The organism is Sporosarcina sp. NPDC096371 (genome assembly GCF_044762865.1).
Lineage (GTDB): Bacteria > Bacillota > Bacilli > Bacillales_A > Planococcaceae > Sporosarcina.
In genome coordinates, this window is the sequence record NZ_JBIWFE010000011.1 from 1 (window position 1) to 19,396 (window position 19,396).

At 45.3% G+C, this 19,396-nt stretch carries 14 protein-coding genes and 1 other annotated feature; of the genes, 1 reads left to right on the forward strand and 13 read right to left on the reverse strand.

Going from position 1 to position 19,396, the window contains the following annotated elements; translation table 11 throughout:
• Window positions 1-2,577: beta strand repeat-containing protein (locus ACIQ0H_RS20055; protein ID WP_403418819.1), on the forward strand; the 2,577-nt coding region annotated here is incomplete at its 5' end.
• A gap of 94 nt (window positions 2,578-2,671) precedes the next feature.
• Here the strand turns inward: ACIQ0H_RS20055 and leuD are convergent.
• The 13 genes from leuD to ACIQ0H_RS20120 all read right to left on the reverse strand — a co-directional run bounded on the left by leuD (window position 2,672) and on the right by ACIQ0H_RS20120 (window position 19,383).
• Entirely contained in the window at window positions 2,672-3,268 is a 597-nt protein-coding gene (gene leuD / locus ACIQ0H_RS20060) for a 3-isopropylmalate dehydratase small subunit (protein ID WP_403418821.1), read from the reverse strand.
• Window positions 3,269-3,285: 17 nt separating this feature from the next.
• On the reverse strand, window positions 3,286-4,695 hold the full coding sequence (leuC, locus tag ACIQ0H_RS20065; protein ID WP_403418823.1) for a 3-isopropylmalate dehydratase large subunit: 1,410 nt from the start codon (window positions 4,693-4,695) through the stop codon (window positions 3,286-3,288).
• Window positions 4,696-4,953: 258 nt separating this feature from the next.
• Entirely contained in the window at window positions 4,954-6,054 is a 1,101-nt protein-coding gene (gene leuB / locus ACIQ0H_RS20070) for a 3-isopropylmalate dehydrogenase (protein ID WP_403418825.1), read from the reverse strand.
• Between the two features lie 19 nt (window positions 6,055-6,073).
• Window positions 6,074-7,624, reverse strand: coding sequence for a 2-isopropylmalate synthase (locus tag ACIQ0H_RS20075; RefSeq protein WP_403418827.1), 1,551 nt, complete (start codon window positions 7,622-7,624; stop codon window positions 6,074-6,076).
• Window positions 7,611-8,645 carry a ketol-acid reductoisomerase gene (ilvC, locus tag ACIQ0H_RS20080; protein ID WP_403418829.1) on the reverse strand — a complete coding sequence of 345 codons (1,035 nt, stop codon included), beginning with the start codon at window positions 8,643-8,645 and terminating at the stop codon, window positions 7,611-7,613. The genes ACIQ0H_RS20075 and ilvC overlap by 14 nt, the downstream gene beginning before the upstream one ends.
• 65 nt (window positions 8,646-8,710) lie before the next feature.
• The gene (ilvN, locus tag ACIQ0H_RS20085) at window positions 8,711-9,229 is read right to left on the reverse strand and encodes an acetolactate synthase small subunit (RefSeq protein ID WP_403418831.1); all 519 of its coding nucleotides are present in this window, start codon (window positions 9,227-9,229) and stop codon (window positions 8,711-8,713) included.
• Window positions 9,226-10,986 carry an acetolactate synthase large subunit gene (gene ilvB / locus ACIQ0H_RS20090; protein WP_403418833.1) on the reverse strand — a complete coding sequence of 587 codons (1,761 nt, stop codon included), beginning with the start codon at window positions 10,984-10,986 and terminating at the stop codon, window positions 9,226-9,228. Before ilvB ends, ilvN begins: the two co-directional genes overlap by 4 nt.
• Window positions 10,987-11,125: 139 nt before the next feature.
• Window positions 11,126-11,375 (reverse strand) — a binding site (T-box leader).
• A 136-nt stretch (window positions 11,376-11,511) separates the two neighbouring features.
• A complete protein-coding gene (ilvD, locus tag ACIQ0H_RS20095) occupies window positions 11,512-13,179 on the reverse strand; it encodes a dihydroxy-acid dehydratase (protein ID WP_403418835.1) in 1,668 nt (555 codons plus the stop codon).
• 794 nt (window positions 13,180-13,973) lie between these two features.
• Window positions 13,974-14,744 (reverse strand): ABC transporter ATP-binding protein, encoded by a 771-nt coding sequence (locus ACIQ0H_RS20100; RefSeq protein WP_403418837.1) that lies wholly within the window; start codon window positions 14,742-14,744, stop codon window positions 13,974-13,976.
• A complete protein-coding gene (locus tag ACIQ0H_RS20105) occupies window positions 14,734-15,726 on the reverse strand; it encodes a FecCD family ABC transporter permease (RefSeq protein WP_403418839.1) in 993 nt (330 codons plus the stop codon). Before ACIQ0H_RS20105 ends, ACIQ0H_RS20100 begins: the two co-directional genes overlap by 11 nt.
• Window positions 15,727-15,744: 18 nt before the next feature.
• Window positions 15,745-16,620 (reverse strand): heme ABC transporter substrate-binding protein IsdE, encoded by an 876-nt coding sequence (isdE, locus tag ACIQ0H_RS20110; RefSeq protein ID WP_403418841.1) that lies wholly within the window; start codon window positions 16,618-16,620, stop codon window positions 15,745-15,747.
• A gap of 81 nt (window positions 16,621-16,701) precedes the next feature.
• Window positions 16,702-17,646, reverse strand: coding sequence for an NEAT domain-containing protein (locus ACIQ0H_RS20115; RefSeq protein WP_403418843.1), 945 nt, complete (start codon window positions 17,644-17,646; stop codon window positions 16,702-16,704).
• A 258-nt stretch (window positions 17,647-17,904) separates the two neighbouring features.
• Entirely contained in the window at window positions 17,905-19,383 is a 1,479-nt protein-coding gene (locus tag ACIQ0H_RS20120) for an NEAT domain-containing protein (protein ID WP_403418845.1), read from the reverse strand.
• Window positions 19,384-19,396: the final 13 nt, after the last annotated feature.

Consider the following 19,396-nt stretch of genomic DNA (forward strand, 5'->3'; position numbering starts at 1 on the left):
GCTACAGGGATTCAAGGCGTTACAGGACCGACCGGAGCTACAGGGATTCAAGGCGTTACAGGACCGACTGGAGCTACAGGGATTCAAGGCGTTACTGGACCGACCGGAGCTACAGGGATTCAAGGCGTTACAGGACCGACTGGAGCTACAGGGATTCAAGGCATTACCGGGCCGACCGGAGATCAAGGTATCCAAGGCGTTACTGGACCGACCGGAGCTACAGGTATCCAAGGCGTTACTGGACCGACTGGAGCTACAGGGATTCAAGGCGTTACAGGACCGACCGGGGCTACAGGGATTCAAGGCGTTACAGGACCGACCGGAGATCAAGGTATCCAAGGCGTTACTGGACCGACCGGGGCTACAGGGATTCAAGGCATTACTGGACCGACTGGAGCTACAGGTATCCAAGGCATTACTGGACCTACTGGAGCTACAGGGATTCAAGGCGTTACAGGACCGACTGGAGCTACAGGGATTCAAGGCGTTACAGGACCGACCGGAGATCAAGGTATCCAAGGCGTCACCGGACCTACCGGGGCTACAGGTACTCAGGGCGTTACAGGACCGACTGGAGATCAAGGTATCCAAGGCGTCACCGGACCTACCGGGGCTACAGGTATTCAGGGCGTTACAGGACCGACTGGAGCTACAGGGATTCAAGGCGTTACAGGACCGACTGGAGCTACAGGGATTCAAGGTGTTACAGGACCGACCGGGGCTACAGGGATTCAGGGCGTTACAGGACCTACCGGGGATCAAGGAATTCAAGGACCTACGGGGCCTACGGGACCTACAGGTACAACCGGTATTCAAGGTATAACCGGACCGACTGGAGCTACAGGGATTCAAGGTGTTACAGGACCGACCGGAGATCAAGGTATCCAGGGCGTTACAGGACCTACCGGGGATCAAGGAATTCAAGGGCCTACGGGACCTACAGGTACAACCGGTATTCAAGGCATTACCGGTCCGACTGGAGCTACAGGGATTCAAGGCGTTACAGGACCGACTGGAGCTACAGGTATCCAAGGCGTTACAGGACCGACTGGAGCTACAGGAATTCAAGGGGTTACCGGACCGACTGGAGCTACAGGGATTCAAGGCAATACCGGGCCGACTGGAGCTACAGGGATTCAAGGCGTTACAGGACCGACCGGAGCTACAGGGATTCAAGGCGTTACCGGGCCGACTGGAGCTACAGGAATTCAAGGCGTTACGGGACCGACTGGACCGACAGGTATTCAAGGCATTACCGGTCCGACTGGAGCTACAGGGATTCAAGGCGTTACCGGGCCGACTGGAGCTACAGGTATCCAAGGCGTTACAGGACCGACTGGAGCTACAGGGATTCAAGGTATTACCGGGCCGACTGGAGCTACAGGAATTCAAGGCGTTACCGGACCGACTGGACCGACAGGTATTCAAGGGGTTACCGGACCGACCGGAGCTACAGGGATTCAAGGCAATACCGGGCCGACTGGAGCTACAGGGATTCAAGGCGTTACCGGACCGACTGGAGCTACAGGGATTCAAGGCGTTACCGGACCGACTGGAGCTACAGGGATTCAAGGCATTACCGGGCCAACTGGAGCTACAGGAATTCAAGGCGTTACAGGACCGACTGGTATCCAAGGCGTTACAGGACCTACTGGAGCTACAGGTATCCAAGGCGTTACAGGACCGACTGGAGCTACAGGAATTCAAGGCGTTACGGGACCTACTGGACCGACAGGGATTCAAGGCATTACCGGGCCGACTGGAGCTACAGGGATTCAAGGCGTTACCGGACCGACTGGAGCTACAGGGATTCAAGGCGTTACAGGACCGACCGGAGCTACAGGGATTCAAGGCGTTACAGGACCGACCGGAGCTACAGGGATTCAAGGCGTTACAGGACCGACTGGAGCTACAGGGATTCAAGGCATTACCGGGCCGACTGGAGCTACAGGGATTCAAGGCGTTACCGGACCGACTGGAGCTACAGGGATTCAAGGCGTTACCGGACCGACCGGAGCTACAGGGATTCAAGGCATTACCGGGCCGACTGGAGCTACAGGGATTCAAGGTATACCAGGTAACAACTCACTCATCCCATTTGCATCAGGAAACACAGCTATATCACTGACTGTACCACTCTTAGGTTTGCTTGGTACTACAGCTCTCATAGGGTTCGGTACTTCTATACCAGGTGTCGCAATTGCAGGTGGCTCATTTACACTTCCAGTACTTAGTAACTATGCCTTTGTCGTTCCCCGTACAGGAACACTTACAAATCTATCAGTGACCTTTATTAGTACAGTAGCATTAAGTCTTGGGGCAACAACAACGGTTCGTGCGGAAGTATTTCGCGCTGCAGTAAACAGTAATATCTTTAACTCAACCGGCGTTGCAGTAAATCTAGCATTCCCATCCCCAATTTCAATTGGTTCTATGCAAACTGGTACCATTAGTAATACTTCGGTTTCGGTAAACGTGGGAGAACGTTTAGTATTGGTGTTTGCAGCTAGCGCCCCAGGGCTTCTCACAATTAGTACCTTAGCTGGTGCTGCAAGCGGAGGTCTTACAATCAACTAATAAACAAAAATATACGTGTATTTTACAAAAACAACGCAAAAGCCCCCTTCAACAAGGGGGACTTTTTGCAGTTCAATTATGTTTGTGAATAACCTTACACCAACTGCTTCACACGACGTTCTTCATACTTCGCAATATGCTCTTCATATTGAAAAGTCAGCGAGATTTCATCCCAGCCATTTAGTAGCATCTGTTTATAGTATGGATCAATGTCAAATGAATACGTCTTGCCATCTTGCCCTGTCACCGTCTGCTTTTCTAAATTAACCTCTACAGAATAGGCTTCCTGTTGACCATTCGCCAACAACTCTTCTACTTCTGAAACGGTTAATTTAATAGGAAGTAATCCATTCTTCATACAGTTATTATAAAAAATATCAGCAAAACTCGGAGCAATGACGACATTGAATCCATAGTCCAAAATCGACCAGGGTGCATGCTCTCTAGAAGAGCCGCAACCAAAGTTTTCATGAGCAACAAGAATTTTCGATCCTTTGAATCTCTCATCATTGAGAACGAAGTCTTCTACCTCACTCCCATCCTCATGAAAGCGCCAATGATAGAACACGTACTTGCCGAATCCTGTTCGCTCAATCCGTTTAAGGAATTCTTTCGAAATAATTTGGTCTGTATCTACGTTTTTACGGTCGAGTGGCGTTACGACACTGACCACTTCATTAATCGGCTCCATCTGCTTATCTCCCTTCGTTATGCATTAGCGAGTTGTAATTCCCTGACATCGACGAAATGGCCTGCAATCGCAGAAGCCGCAGCCATCGCTGGACTCATCAGATGTGTACGAGCCCCAGCACCTTGACGCCCTTCAAAGTTACGGTTCGACGTCGAAGCACAACGTTCGCCCGCTGGAACGACATCGTCATTCATAGCCAGACACATACTGCAACCGGACTCTCGCCATTCGAACCCTGCTTCAAGGAAAATAGCATCAAGTCCCTCATCTTCGGCCTGTTTTTTAACCGTACGTGATCCAGGCACGACAATCGCCGTAACAGAAGAATGGACTTTCTTCCCTTCAATCACTTTTGCAGCAGCCCGCAAATCGCTTAGCCTCGCATTTGTGCATGAACCGATGAAAACGTGTTGGATGTCGATAGAAGTCAACGGAGCCCCTTCTTCTAGCCCCATATAAGCAAGTGCCTGTTTCAATGCATCTTTATCTGACTCTGATTCAAAATCGTTGGCAGATGGAACATGCGCTGTAATGCCAGATCCCATCGCAGGATTTGTCCCCCATGTCACGAATGGTTCGATCTCTTCTGCTTCAATTTCAACGATGGTATCATAGCTCGCTCCTTCATCTGATGCCAATGACAACCAAGTTGCCGCCGTTTCATCAAATGCTTCTCCTTCTGGAACATATCGACGATTTTTCAAATAAGCAACTGTCGTTTCGTCAGGGCTGATCAAACCAGCTTTCGCTCCCGCTTCAATCGACATATTACAAACCGTCATTCGTTCTTCCATCGTTAGATTGCGAATCGCTTCCCCTGTAAATTCAGCAATATGACCCGTACCCATATCGATACCAAATTTCGCGATAATCGCCAAAATAATGTCCTTGGCTGTCACACCAAAACCAAGTTGTCCATTCACACGAATTTCCATTGTTTTCGGTTTGGCTTGCCATAGTGTTTGCGTCGACAAGACGTGTTCCACTTCACTCGTTCCTATACCGAACGCAATGGCTCCAAATGCTCCGTGCGTCGACGTATGGCTATCTCCACAGACAATGGTTTTCCCTGGTTGAGTCAGCCCAAGTTCTGGTCCAATAATATGAACAATTCCTTGGTCTGGGTGATCCATATTCGCAAGTTCGATACCGAATTCGTCACAGTTGGATTGCAACGTGTTAATTTGCTTGCGTGCAATCGGATCCTTAATGGCATCTCTGTTACGCGTTGGCACGTTATGGTCCATTGTTGCAAAACACAAATCAGATCGTCGTACAGTCCGGTTAGCCAGTCTTAACCCTTCAAATGCTTGCGGAGAAGTTACTTCATGCAATAAATGAAGGTCAATATAAAGCAAATCCGGCTTCCCCTGTTCTTCGTATACGACATGCTGGTCCCAAATTTTCTCAATTATATTTTTCGCCATTGTACTTCTCCTTTCTATTATAAGTTGAATATATGAATAGTTGTGTAATTTGAGCGTAGGCGCCTTACAGGGGTAGCCGAAGCTATAAGACTGGCGGCGAAGCTGCCCGGCTTATGACGAAAGGCATCCCCGAGGAAGGATGTAGTTCAATCCTTCCCTATGCGCCGAAGCGGATTTGAAGACATTCGTTATTTTATAAAACTATTAGATAAAATACTAAGAGGAAAACAGGTATTATACCCGTTCCCTCTCTCATTATTAAACGTAGGAATACATAATACTATTCGAAACAAATTGCGTATCTAATTCATCTACCACTTTGTCCGTCCATTCTTTCGTCGATAAAACCCGTTGCCCTGGCGATGCAAGGTCTGCTGTGAAAAATCCTTCTTCGAATACCGTATTCACCGCTGCTTCAATCGCCGCCGCCTCCGTTTTCAGGCTAAATGAATACTTCAACATCATCGCAACCGATAGAATTGTTGCAGCCGGGTTTGCGATATCTTGACCGGCAATTTCAGGTGCAGATCCATGAACAGGCTCATACAAGCCAAAATTATCGCCATTAATGCTGGCAGATGGCAATACACCTAGAGAACCTGTAATGACAGACGCCTCATCACTTAAAATATCGCCAAACATATTCTCCGTCACAACAACGTCAAACGACGAAGGATTCGTAATCAGTTTCATCGCACAAGAGTCGACCAAAGCGTGCTCCACTTCGATATCTGGATATGCTTTTCTCATCTCTTCTACCACTTCACGCCATAATTTACTAGATTCTAGTACGTTAGCTTTATCGACAGATGTTACTTTTCCTCCGCGCAATCTAGCAAGCTCAAATGCTTTTTCTACAATACGTTCGATTTCCGCACGTGTATACACAAGCGAGTCAACCGCTGAATTCTCTGTCCGTCTGCTCGGCTGACCAAAGTAAATGCCGCCCGTTAATTCGCGAACTATCATCATATTGACGTCTTTTGCAACTTCTTCTTTTAGAGGAGATGCATGGAGCAAAGATGGCACAGCAGCCACAGGACGCAGATTGGCAAATAGATCAAAATGTTTTCGGATCGCTAGCAGTCCTTTTTCCGGCCGTAGCTCAGAAGGATTCTGATCCCATTTTGGTCCGCCTACTGCACCGAGGAGAACGGCATCACTCTCTTCGCAAAGCTTAATGGTTTCATCCGGAAGTGGATTGTTAAAGTGGTCAATCGCATTGCCGCCGATTGCCCCGTATTCAATATGAAAGGTATGATGAAAGCGTCTTCCAATCGTTTCTAGCACCTTTACCGCCGCCGCTGTCACTTCTGGACCTATTCCATCACCTGGTAATACCGCTACTCTCTTTTCCATAGGACTTCTCCTCCTTGTTTTAATTTACTTCTACTGCAACTGCCCTCACTGGCGCTGCTGTTTTGATCAAATGTCTGTTATATGCATTCAAATACGCTTTAGCTGATGCTTCCAATACGTCCTGCGCAACATCGCGTCCAATGGACACTTCGCCGTCGATACTTAAATTGACAACCGCTTCGCCAAGCGCATCGCGTCCTTTACCGATCGATGTCACTCGGTAATCGAGAATATGAACTTCTCCCGTGACCAGCTGTTCCAATGTATTGAAAATAGCTTCTACTGACCCGGCCCCCGTCGCTGCCACAGTGAGTGATTCGCCACTCGGTTCTACTGCCGATACAGTGGCTGTCGGAATATTAGCTGTCCCATACTGCACTTGGACATTCGTCAATTCATAGACAGGTGTATCTTTATATTTAATTTGTTGATCTGTGAATAAAATGAACAGATCATCTTCTGTGATTTCTTTTTTACGGTCCGCCAATTTTTTAAACTCTGCGAATGCTTTATTCAACTTCTCATCACTCAGGTCAAAGCCCATTGTAATCGCACGGTCTTTAAATGCATGCCTGCCAGAATGCTTACCAAGTGCAAGCGGTTCTGTTTTATCGCCAATAAGTTCAGGTGTAATAATTTCATACGTTTCACGGTTTTTCAGATAACCATCTTGATGGATTCCCGATTCATGCGCAAATGCGTTTTTACCAACAACCGCTTTGTTCGGCTGAATCACGACGCCCGTCAATTGGCTAACGAGCTGACTCGTACGCTTGATTTCCTGTAAGTTAATTCCTGTTTCGAAGCCATAGAAATCTTTTCGTATATGTAGCGCGACTGCGATTTCTTCAAGCGCTGCGTTTCCGGCACGTTCGCCAATCCCATTGATCGTTCCTTCGACTTGTTCCGCACCATTTTCAATAGCTGCGATTGAATTGGCTACCGCCATTCCCAGGTCATTGTGACAATGTGCAGAAAGCTTTACTTTATCGATACCTGTCACATTTTCTTTTAAGTATTTGAATAAAGCCCCGTACTCTTGCGGTGTTGCATAACCAACTGTATCTGGAATGTTGATCACTGATGCACCGGCTGCAATGACTTGATTGATAATACGGACTAGGAACTCTCGGTCTGAACGAAATGCATCTTCTGCTGACCACTGCACGCGCGGGAAAAACTTACGTGCATATTTAACAGCTTCTACTGCAATATCCACTACCTGATCAGGTGTTTTCTGCAACTTATATTCCATATGAATGGGTGATGTTGCTAAAAAGACGTGTAAATGAGGTTGTTCCGCACCACGAAGTGCTTCCCACGACGTTTCAATATCGCTTTTCATCGCCCGAGCAAGACCTGTCACTGTCGAATTTTTTACTGTATTCGCAATGCGTTGAACCGCTTCAAAATCACCCGGGGAAGAAGCAGGAAATCCTGCTTCAATGATTGTTGCCCCGAATTTTTCAAGTTGCTTTGCAATTTCTAACTTCTCAGCCGTATTTAGATTAATGCCAGCTGATTGTTCACCGTCCCGAAGAGTTGTATCAAATATGTCAATTCGTCGCACTACCCACCACTTCTTCCTCTTTTGTTTTTGCGCCTTCATTTACAAACGGCATCATCGCACGAAGTTTTTTACCGACTACTTCTATTTGGTGCTCTGCTTCTGCTTTTTCGATGGCATTGAAGTTTGGACGACCATTTTCGTTTTCTTCGATCCATTCTTTTGCAAATTTACCTGATTGAATATCTGTTAGGATGTCTTTCATACGCGCTTTTGTATCGGCATCGACAACGCGTGGACCTGATACAAAGTCGCCCCACTCAGCTGTATCGGAGATAGAATAACGCATGCCTGCCATTCCGCCTTCATACATCAAGTCAACAATCAGTTTTGTTTCATGCAATGTTTCGAAGTAAGCAAGCTCAGGCTGATAACCCGCTTCTACAAGCGTTTCAAATCCTGCTTTTACAAGTGCTGTCAAGCCACCACAAAGTACAGCTTGCTCTCCGAATAGATCCGTTTCTGTTTCTTCTTTGAATGAAGTTTCAAGAACTCCACCACGAGCAGAACCGATTGCTTTCGCGTATGCAAGTGCCACATCTTTCGCATTGCCTGATACGTCTTGATACACTGCGAATAGTGCAGGTACGCCAGCGCCAGCTTCGAATGTACGACGAACGAGATGACCAGGTCCTTTTGGTGCTACAAGGAATACGTCAACATCGGCAGGTGGTTCGATTTGATTGAAATGGACGTTGAATCCGTGTGCAAATACGAGTGACTTTCCTGCTGTGAGTGCTGGTGCGATTTCTGCATCATAGACTGCTTTCTGTCTTTCATCCGGAAGTAGGATCATGATCACATCCGCTTGTTCAGCTGCTTCGCGCACTGTTTTCACGTTCAAACCATCTTGTTCTGCTTGATCAAAAGATTTCCCTTCGCGTACACCGACAACTACGTTGAAGCCTGAATCGTTTAGGTTTTGTGCGTGTGCATGACCTTGTGAACCGTATCCGATAACTGCGATTGTTTTGCCCTGTAGAACTGCCTCGTTGATATCTTGGTTATAATACATTTTTGTCATAATAATTTCCTCCTAGTAGGTTATAAGTTTTTTAGTTTTATATGGGCTTGCTATGAATCACTTCGTTATTGCTTTAAAATAGACAGCTGTGGAGATTGGATTTTCTGCATATCACGCGTCATAGCTGTTGCACCCGTTCGCGTCAATTCCTTGATACCATAGGGCTTGAGCAACTCGATGAAGGCTTCAATTTTTTCAGGATGCCCCACCACTTGATAGGTCACAACGCTTTTACTAGAATCGAGAATTCTCGCCCGGAATGGCTCGATGATGCTGTTCATTTCACTTCTGACATGGGGCGGCGAAATGACTTTTACTAGTGCAAGCTCCCGCATGACGATGGAGTTATCCGTAATATCATTGACTTTGAGAACGTCAATCTGTTTGGACAGCTGTTTGACGAGCTGCTCAATTTTCTGTTCATCCTCCACATTGACGATGAACGTCATTTTCGATCGATCCGGCTGTTCTGTATGACCAACCGTAATACTTTCAATATTGAATTGCCTTTTCATCAGTAAGCCGGTCACCCGATTCAAAACACCGCTTTGATTAATAACCGTAACTGTAATGACTCTTCTCACTTCCGACTCACCCCAATCATTTCATGTACGCCTTTACCTGGCGCCACCATCGGATAGACGTTTTCCAACCGTTTTACACGGCAATCAATGAGGACCGGTTCATCCGATAAAAGAGCTTCTTCGAACATGGATTCAGCCTCCGCCAATGTGTGAATACGGTAGCCTTTGATATCATAGGCTTCCGCCAGTTTGACGAAATCTGGTTGAACGGGAATCAATGATTGTGAGTAGCGTTCTTCGTAAAACGTTTCTTGCCATTGACGAACCATCCCTAGTGCTTGGTTGTTCAAGATGACGACTTTGACAGGAATACGAAGTTCTTGTAGTAAGGACAATTCCTGTGCAGTCATTTGGAAGCCCGCATCCCCTACGATGGCCACAACACGTTTATCTGGCTTAGCCAGTTGTGCTCCGATTGCCGCTGGGAAGCCGAACCCCATTGTGCCAAGCCCTCCGGACGTTACCCAATGATCCGGATTGTTCAGTGGGTAGTATTGAGCCGCCCACATCTGGTGCTGCCCAACGTCTGTTGTGACAATCGCGTCTCCGTTTGTCACACGATGGATAATTTCGACTGCTTGCTGGGCAAGTAGCTCACTCTCATCACTGTTGTACCATAATGGATACTCTTGGCGTGATTCCTCCAAATACGTTAACCAGTCAGCCGTTTTCGTTACAGTGATGTCTTGGGCTAACAAGGCTTGCAATGCTTCTTTCGCATCCGCCACAATCGGGATGTCTGTGGGTACGTTTTTGCCAATTTCAGCAGGATCGATGTCGATATGAATGACTTTTGCGTTTGGTGCAAATTTGTCTAGATTACCCGTCAGTCTGTCATCGAAGCGTGCGCCGATGTTGATGAGCACGTCACATTTATAAAGGGCCATATTAGCTGTAACCGTTCCATGCATCCCCGCCATGCCAAGGAATAATTCATGATTACCGTGGATCCCACCCAACCCAAGAAGCGTGTTGGTCACTGGGATTTGGTGTTTTTCAACAAATTCTTTTAATTCGTCCATTGCTTGTGCATGGAGAATGCCGGCCCCCGCAAGGATTAATGGTTTTTCAGCCTGAGCAATCGCTTGAGCTGCTTTTTGGATTTGCAAAAAGTTTGGCGTTGTTGTGGGTTGATAGCCTGGTAAGTTGACTTCTACATCCGCTTCATCAACCGGTACAAACAACCCCGTCGCAATGTTTTTAGGGATATCGACGAGCACTGGGCCTTTGCGTCCTGTTGAAGCGATATGGAATGCTTCTTTGATAATCCGCGGAAAATCTGCTACGTCATTTACTTGGTAGTTATGCTTCGTAATCGGTTGCGTGATCCCAATAATATCCGCTTCCTGAAAGGCATCCGTTCCGATGACCGAACTGGCCACTTGACCTGTGAAGACAACGAGTGGCAGTGAATCCATCATTGCATCCGTAATCCCCGTCACAAGGTTCGTTGCTCCCGGACCAGACGTTGCAATGACAACACCCGGTTTTCCTGAAACGCGTGCATAGCCTTCTGCTGCATGAATGGCACCTTGCTCGTGCCTGGCAAGTACATGGGAAATCGGATTCTTATACAATGCATCGTAAATCGGAAGGACAGCCCCTCCAGGATAGCCGAAGACAACATCAACGCCTTGGTCTTTCAACGCTTGAATGAGAACAGCTGACCCATCTTTTGGTTGGTTCGTTTGTTGTTCTACCACTGTCTCCGGCACCATTTCCTTAGCGGGTTGCTTCACTTGAACTCCAGCATTCATTTACAAATTCCCCCTTACTTTTCTTATCGTTAATGGTTAGTAAAAGTTGCCGCTATTCGGCTTATTATTGATTGAATAATCAATCATTTGACTATATAAAAAAAGCTTTTTCACCCACGCAAAGAAATAGTATTCTTTACATAGGGATGAAAAAGCTTTTCATGGTACCACCCTTGTTCGTAGCAAAAATCGCTACCTTATGAATAGACAAGTCTATTCTTTGTTAACGAGCGCAGATTTCTCTACGCCCGAGATTGCCTACATTTTACTGCAGTTTCAGCAATCCACTCCGAGGGGATGTCGCGGTTGGTTGTATTGCCGGCTTCCAGCACGACCGGCTCTCTGGGAATACTAAATTCCAACCACTTTTACCTCATCAACGAGTTATTATATTCAATTGCGCCTTGGCGTAATTGCGTCCAGATTTTGAATTGCGCTTACGCAATTCACTCCCTTCAAAATCTGTGACATCCGCCGGAGGCTTTAACTTAATTCAGTTGGGGTTTGGCCCCCAACTGAATTAAGTTAAATTTTCATAACGCCACCAGTACTTGCAGATGTGACAAGTGCTGAATATCTAGCTAACCAACCTTTTTTGATTTTAGGTTCAAACGGTTTTAAGGTTGCTTGTCGTTTTTCAAGTTCTTCATTCGCCACTTCAAGGTCAATCGTTCGCTCTGTCAAATTAATGGTGATCATATCACCATTTTCAACGAGGGCAATTGGCCCACCATCAGCAGCTTCTGGAGAAATATGTCCGATTGAAATTCCGCGGGAAGCCCCGGAGAAACGTCCGTCCGTAATGAGGGCTACCTTCGTGCCTAAACCGCGTCCTTGAATCGCAGATGTCGGAGCAAGCATTTCCGGCATTCCAGGTCCACCTTTTGGTCCTTCGTAGCGAATAACGACTACATGACCTTCACGTACAGTGCCATTATCGATGTTCTCTTGTGCGTCATCTTGCGATTCAAACACAATCGCTTCTCCACGGAATGTTTTAATCGATGGATCTACAGCACCGACTTTAATGACACCACCATCCGGCGCAATGTTTCCGAATAATACGGATAAGCCACCGACCAAGCTATGTGGATTGTCTTTGGTACGAATCACTTTATCGTTGGTAATGTGATAGTCTGCTACGTCTTCACCAATCGTTTTGCCTGTTACCGTCAACCGATTTGGGTGAATAGCACCGGGGATTTTTGTTAGTTCATTGATAATCGAACTAACGCCACCCGCTTTAAAGATATCGTCCATCGAAACGTCTGAAGCTGGCATAATTTTCGCTAAATAAGGAACGCGCTCTGCCACTACATTAATATCTTGGACTTTATAATCAATTTCCGCTTCATGTGCAATGGCCAATGTGTGGAGTACTGTATTTGTCGAACCCCCCATTGCCATATCTAAAGCGAATGCATCGTCGATTGCTTCTTTTGTAATGATATCGCGAGGTTTAACGTCTTCTTTCACCATCCGCACCAATTGTTTGGCCGCTTCTTTAATGAGTCGATGACGTTCATTGGAAGTCGCTACAATCGTACCGTTTCCTGGTAGCGTAACGCCTAGCATTTCCATTAAGCAGTTCATGGAGTTCGCAGTGAACATTCCTGAACAAGAACCACATGTTGGACAAGCATTCGATTCAATGTCTAGCAGTTCTTCAGCTGACATCTTACCTGCCTTATAGGCGCCGACTCCTTCAAATACAGAAGTGAGTGACAGTGCCTTCCCTTCCGCAGATACGCCGGCTTCCATTGGACCACCTGACACAAAAATGGATGGTACATTGGTACGAACCGCCGCCATTAGCATACCTGGCGTAATTTTGTCACAGTTCGGTATGTAGAACACGCCGTCAAACCAGTGTGCATTGATAACCGTTTCTGCCGAATCGGCAATGAGTTCACGGCTTGGCAATGAATACCGCATTCCGATATGCCCCATCGCAATTCCATCGTCAACACCAATGGTATTGAACTCGAATGGAACCCCGCCTGCTTCCCAAATCGCCTCTTTAACAATTTCCGCAAATTTATTTAAGTGTTTATGTCCCGGGATAATATCAATATAGGAGTTACAGACGCCTATGAACGGCTTCTCTAAATCTTTCGTTTTAATGCCAGTCGCGTATAGTAAACTTCTGTGAGGTGCGCGATCCACACCTTTTTTGATCATGTCACTTCTCATAGCATTCTCTCCTACTCAATTCACTCACACATCAAGGAAGAATGTAGTTCAATTCTTCTCTATTCACTGATTCTGTCTGTTTACATGTTAGTAGTTTGTGAATTGAATCACGAACTAATATTGGATTGATGTCATCATATCTTGGAAATCTATCAGAGTCAACAGTCTTTTTTAAATTGTTTATCAATTACAAATAGTGAAATTAAATGAATGCGCTTACAAGTAGCGCCGTTATGCGATATATTGCATACGAACTTTTTGTTCACAATTTAAAAGTTTTTTTGGAATCTATTTTTGGAGGAGCTAGAGTTGAAGGACATTGTTTCGCGAAGGGCCTGCCTTTGCACAAAAAAAGACACCATCTCACAAAGTGAAATGATGCCACGCCTGTAGATTAACCAAAAACAACCAAACTCTAGGTACTCTGTGTCTCGTTCTTTTTGGACTGCTTTAGATGGAACGCTTTCTATACAGTGTTACATGATAAAAAATCAGTTAGGAAAACATTGTACAATGTACAAAAAGAGCCCGAAATTGTATCTTCGGGCTCTTCCATTCCTTATTGCAAGTCATCTTTTCTTTACTTTACCAGTAACAGTACTTTTCACTAACTCATTGTAGAAACGCGACAGGTAATAATTCACAAGAAGGGTATTGAGAAGAATAGCTAGGAATGACAGAGTCATTCCTAGCTATTCTTCCCTTCAATTCTTTTAACTATCGTGAATCACTTACCTAAAGCGGACCGCAAATGAACATGTGAAAAAGTAAATTATGATACTCTGCTTGATCATTCAAATGCCCACAGGAACGATATACATCCCCGCTTCTTCGTCTGTTTTAACTTTGACATCGACGCCATAAATCTCTTTAATCGTTTGCGCTGTCATGACTTCACTTGGTGCGCCTTTGACAATGATCTCCCCGTTTTTCATCGCTATAATGGTGTCGCTATAACGAATCGCCTGGTTAATATCGTGGAGCACCATAACGATGGACATGCCATGCTCACGATTTAAGCTCTTGATCAATTCCAATAACTCATACTGATAATAAATATCGAGATACGTCGTTGGTTCATCTAAAAACAGATAATGGGTTTTCTGGGCCAACGCCATTGCAATCCAGACGCGCTGCATTTGCCCGCCCGACAATTCGTCGATTGGTACTTTTCGCTTATCCGCCAAGTTCGTGCATTGTAACGCCCATTCAACAGCCTGCTCATCCTCTTCCGTCGTTGAAGAAAATAGCTTTTTATAAGGAATCCGCCCATAGCCCGTTAACTTTTCTACAGTCATGTCAGCAGGCGCGTTATTTTGCTGATGGACAACTGCTAATTTCTTCGCCAATTCCTTTGGCTTGAAATCAGCCAGTGCCTGGCCATCCAATAGAATTTGTCCACTCTTCGGCTGATGATTATTCGACATCACACCAAGTAATGTCGATTTCCCGCAGCCATTCGGCCCGATAATCGTTGTCACCTTTCCGCTATCAATCGTACTATTGACACCATGCAGCGTATTGACTTTTTTATCGTACGAAAAAGTAATATCCTTAATGTCCATAAATACGATCACTCTTTCTTAGTAGGAATATGAGGAATGGTCCCCCGATGACAGCCATGATGATAGAAGCCGGAATTTCATTTGGCGCAAGTATCGTTCTGCCGAGCGTGTCTGCCGTTAAAATCAACAACGCACCCGCCAACGCAGAAAATGGAATGAGCACTTTGTGATCTGTACCGACCAATGAGCGGCCAATATGCGGAACTAGCAAGCCCACAAATGCAAACAATCCCGCAACAGATGTGGCAACAGAAGCGAGTAAAACGGCGATTAGTGATATAACAAAGCGAGCTAGATTGACATTGACGCCTAAATTTTTCGCTGTCCGATCTTCTAACGCCAAATAATTACACCATGCATAGACACCGAACGATAACAGCAGGCCAATCGTTCCATATAACACGATGACATCTACATCGCTCCATTTTTTCATCGTTAACGTCGACGTCATCGTCTGGCTCATGGATTGCGTCAGTGCGCTACCACTAAACCCAATTCCCTGACTTAAGCCTGTGAACAAAGCATTAACCGCAATCCCTATTAATATCATGCGTAACGGATCCAGTCCCGATTTCCAGGATAATGAATACACAAGGAAAAACGCCAGTGCTCCGCCTACAAACGCAAACAACGGCACAAAAAAATACAACGTCGGGAATAATGATACAACCAGTATAGACATAAAACCAGCACCCGCCGAAACACCGATAATTCCTGGATCGGCTAATGGATTACGCATAACGGCCTGCAACAGAACACCCGCCACCGATAACGCTGCACCCGCAAACAAAGCAATCAGTATGCGTGGCAACCGCAAATCTTTAATAATAGCGACATCGTCATTCGTTCCCGTGAATAGCCCTTGAATCAGTTCAAATGGCGTGACTTTGATACTGCCGGTAATCGCGGACTGAATGATGACAACGATCAGCAATACGAGCACAACCACAAAACTAATTGTTTTTTTATGTTTAGCAAACATCCTTTTCCCTACCTTCACTTACGGATACAACATTTTTTGCAATTCATCCAACGCTTCGACAGCCGCTAGATTGCCCGTTGTTCCAAATAGAAGTTCGTCCAAATCATAGACGCGATCATTTTTCACCGCTTCAAAATGTTTCCACACATCATTCGTTTGGAATTCATCATCAAACATTTTGACAACCTCGTCAGGCATACCATGTGCCGCCCTTAAAATAATGTCCGGCTTTGCCTGCTGCAAATATTCCGTATTAGATGATAAAAATTCGACATCTTCCCCCGTAATGACATTTTTCCCACCACTACGCTTCACAAGGTCACCGATATAAGAATGTTCGGTTGCCACCAGATAACTTCCCGGAATCCCCAACAAAATCAGGACGGATGGCTGTTCCTTACCTTCTGACACCTGTTCAATCTCAACCACTTTCTCTTCGAACTGATCGACAATCGCTTGTGCTTGTGCCTGGCGATCATATTTTTCACCTAACTTCAAAATTTCGCTATGCATGGCGTCGATACTTTCCAAATTGACATAAGTCATTTCGATATCGCGCCCCTCAAACAACTCTTCTAAATCGTATTGTAATGTTGTAACGGAGAGTATTTCTGTCGGTTTCAAAGACAGCAACATTTCCATATCAGGACTCATCGGATTACCAACTTCTTTGGCATTTTCATACCGTTTCGGTAAATCCTTATAGCTAGATGGAATTCCGACCAAATCGATTTCAAGTGCATCCATTATTTCCGTCAAAGCAACCGTCGTCGCGACAATACGATCCTCCGATGGATCGATGGCCTCTTTAGTAGATGAAGGTCCTTCTTGCGATGAACAACCAGCCAACACGACCAGCATCACCATGCACAGTATATAAAGTGCTTTTCGCATATTGTATGAACAACTCCTAAAGATAGGACTTGCATGAGTAACAAGCCCCTGATCAAGTCTATACGTCTTCAATAGAGAACGTTATTTCTTCCGTCTTTTGTTCACGAAGAATAGAGCGCCACCAAGAAGGACAATCACAAGAATAATGATGACAATTGTGCGGCCAGTATTTGACGTTGCATCAGCTTCGACTTCTTCAACTGCCTGTTCTTCTGTTGCCTCTGGTGCTTCTTCAGGTTCTACTTCTTCTTTTACATTGTCTTCATCAGCTACAACTTCATCTTCCACTGGTTCAGTCGACTCTACAGTTTCAGTAGATACCGGTTCTTTTTCCACAACAGGTTCCTCTTCTTTCTCACTAACAACTACCTCTTTAGGCGGTACTGGCGTTTCCTCCACTTTCGCAACCGGTTCTGTCTTCTTCTCCACTTTCGTATCCGCAGGTTTCTCTGCAGGTGGAGTTGGCGTTTCAGTCGGTTTTACAACCGGTTTAGGATCCGGTTTTGGCGTTGGTTTTGGTGTAGGTGTAGGTGTAGGCGTTGGAGCCGGCTTTTCAGCGACAGGCACACGCGGAATGTTCGCACCATTAAATTTGAAACGAATATCGTATTTATTATCATAATCAAAACCAGGAATCCCCGTGACGATGATATGAATCTTCGCACTCACCATTTGGTCCAAGTCGCTTACTGCAAACTTCACAACGCGTTTATCATTCGCCTTATCTTCACTTACCACTTGAACATCAGCTGATTGCACTTTGAAATATTGCCACCAAGAGCTGTTATTCAGCGTCATAACAACATGCATCTTACCGTTTTGGACAATCAGCTTGGCAGGACTGACAACATATTCCGCTGTCGCTGAAGGTTCATTGCCCGTATCTTTTAACACGCTAAACGGCAACGTATACTCGCCATCCTGATAAGGCGTGGCAGCTAGTGCTTTGCCAGGTGCAAATAAAGGAAGCGTCATCCATACCATCAACAACATGGCGACAAGGCCAATCGTCTTTTTCTTCAACACGTTTTCTCTCCTTTAATCGGAACTGTAATCAGCTGTACGCACCACAACGCCGGCTGCCACTACAGAGAGTGACGCCGGCATTTTAGTTTATTATTAGTTGTACGAATAAAAACAGCGTAGGCGCCTTATAAGGGGCAGCCGAAGCCATAAGACAAAGGAGGGATGCAGTTCAATCCCTCCCTAGCAGCGAAGCATCTTGGCTTATGGCGGGAGGCATCCCCGAGCGCCGCAGCGGCTTCAATGTGATTCTTTATTTGATTACTTAAGTTTTTCTACCAACTGGTAAACCATCGTAGCGGCTTCTGCACGCGTCGCGTTTTTTGTAGGTTCAAATACTTTTTGACCATTCACTTCGCGTCCATTAATGATGCCAAGTCCAGCTGCCAAATCAATTACTTTTTGTGCATCTGCTTTTAGGTTTTTCGTATCTGTAAATGCAACTTTAGTTGTGACACCTTCTAATAAGCTTTCATCCTTGAATTCAATCGCTTGAATAATCATTGTCGCCATTTGTTGACGAGTAATTACTTCATTCGGAAGGAACTTCCCTTTGCCTGCACCGTTTACGATACCTGCGCGGTTTGCTGCTTCAATTTCATAGACTGCTGATTTCATGTTTGAAGATACGTCAGAGAACAGTCCTTCAAACTCTTTTTTCGGTAGATCAAGTACACGTGACAAGATCACTACAAATTGCGCTCTTGTGATTTGCTCATTTGGTGCAAATGTTGTAGCCGTTTTCCCTTTGACAATGTCTTTTGTAGCTAATGCCGCAATATATTGTTTCGCGAAAGATTTTTCGATGTCTGTAAATGGAGCTTCTGGTGTTTCAGTAGTAGCATCTGCTGCTTTAATGCTTGCTTTATCGAATGCAAGACGAACAACATGGTTACCTGTGTAGTTTTGCGCTGGCACAGATACTGTTACTTTTGTATTCATAATGACTGAGAGGTCTGCTACCTCAAATACAACAACTCTTGTGTTAGCTTTTTCATCTGTACTCACAACAGTTGCATCTACGAATTTATCGCCTTCTGCAACTTGGAATGCTGTAATTTGTTCGTTGTTTGTTAATGTAAGTGACACAAGATTTTTACCGTCTTTTACTGTAAGTGCTGCCGGTGTATCAATGTATCGAGCCATTGAAGAGGCTTTGTCTTCTTTTTCGTGTAGTGCTTTAAATGCAACTGTGTATGCGCCATCTTTCAATGCTTCAGGCTTCACTTCTGGTTTTTCCTCAGGTTTTACTTCTGGTGTTGTCGGTACTTTGCTTCCTTCAAACTTCAATCGTAGATCGTACGTGTGATCATATTTTCCGATTCCCGGTACACCCGTCACGATAATATGAGCTTTCACATTCAATACTTTCGTAGCATCTTGAATTTCAAATTTAACCACTTTCGTATCTGCTGTTGCATCTTCACTGACTACTTCTGCAGTTACGAAATTCGTATCTGTAAACGCACCCGGTTGTGTCGTTTGTACTTTTAGCGACTGCCAATACTTAGTTTGTAATAGTGTTACATACGCATAAGTCTTGTCACCTTCCACAACAACTTTCGCTGGACTCTTCATGAAATCGCCAGCTGTAGACTTCTCATCTTTATCCGCTTTTAGCACGTCAAACGTGACCTCAGCCTCTTGTTTCGTCACTTCTGCAGCTTGTGATTGAAGTGCAGGGAATACTGAAAATACAATAAGTAGTGCAGATAATAACATCATCATTTGCTTCTTCATTTGTTGATCTCCT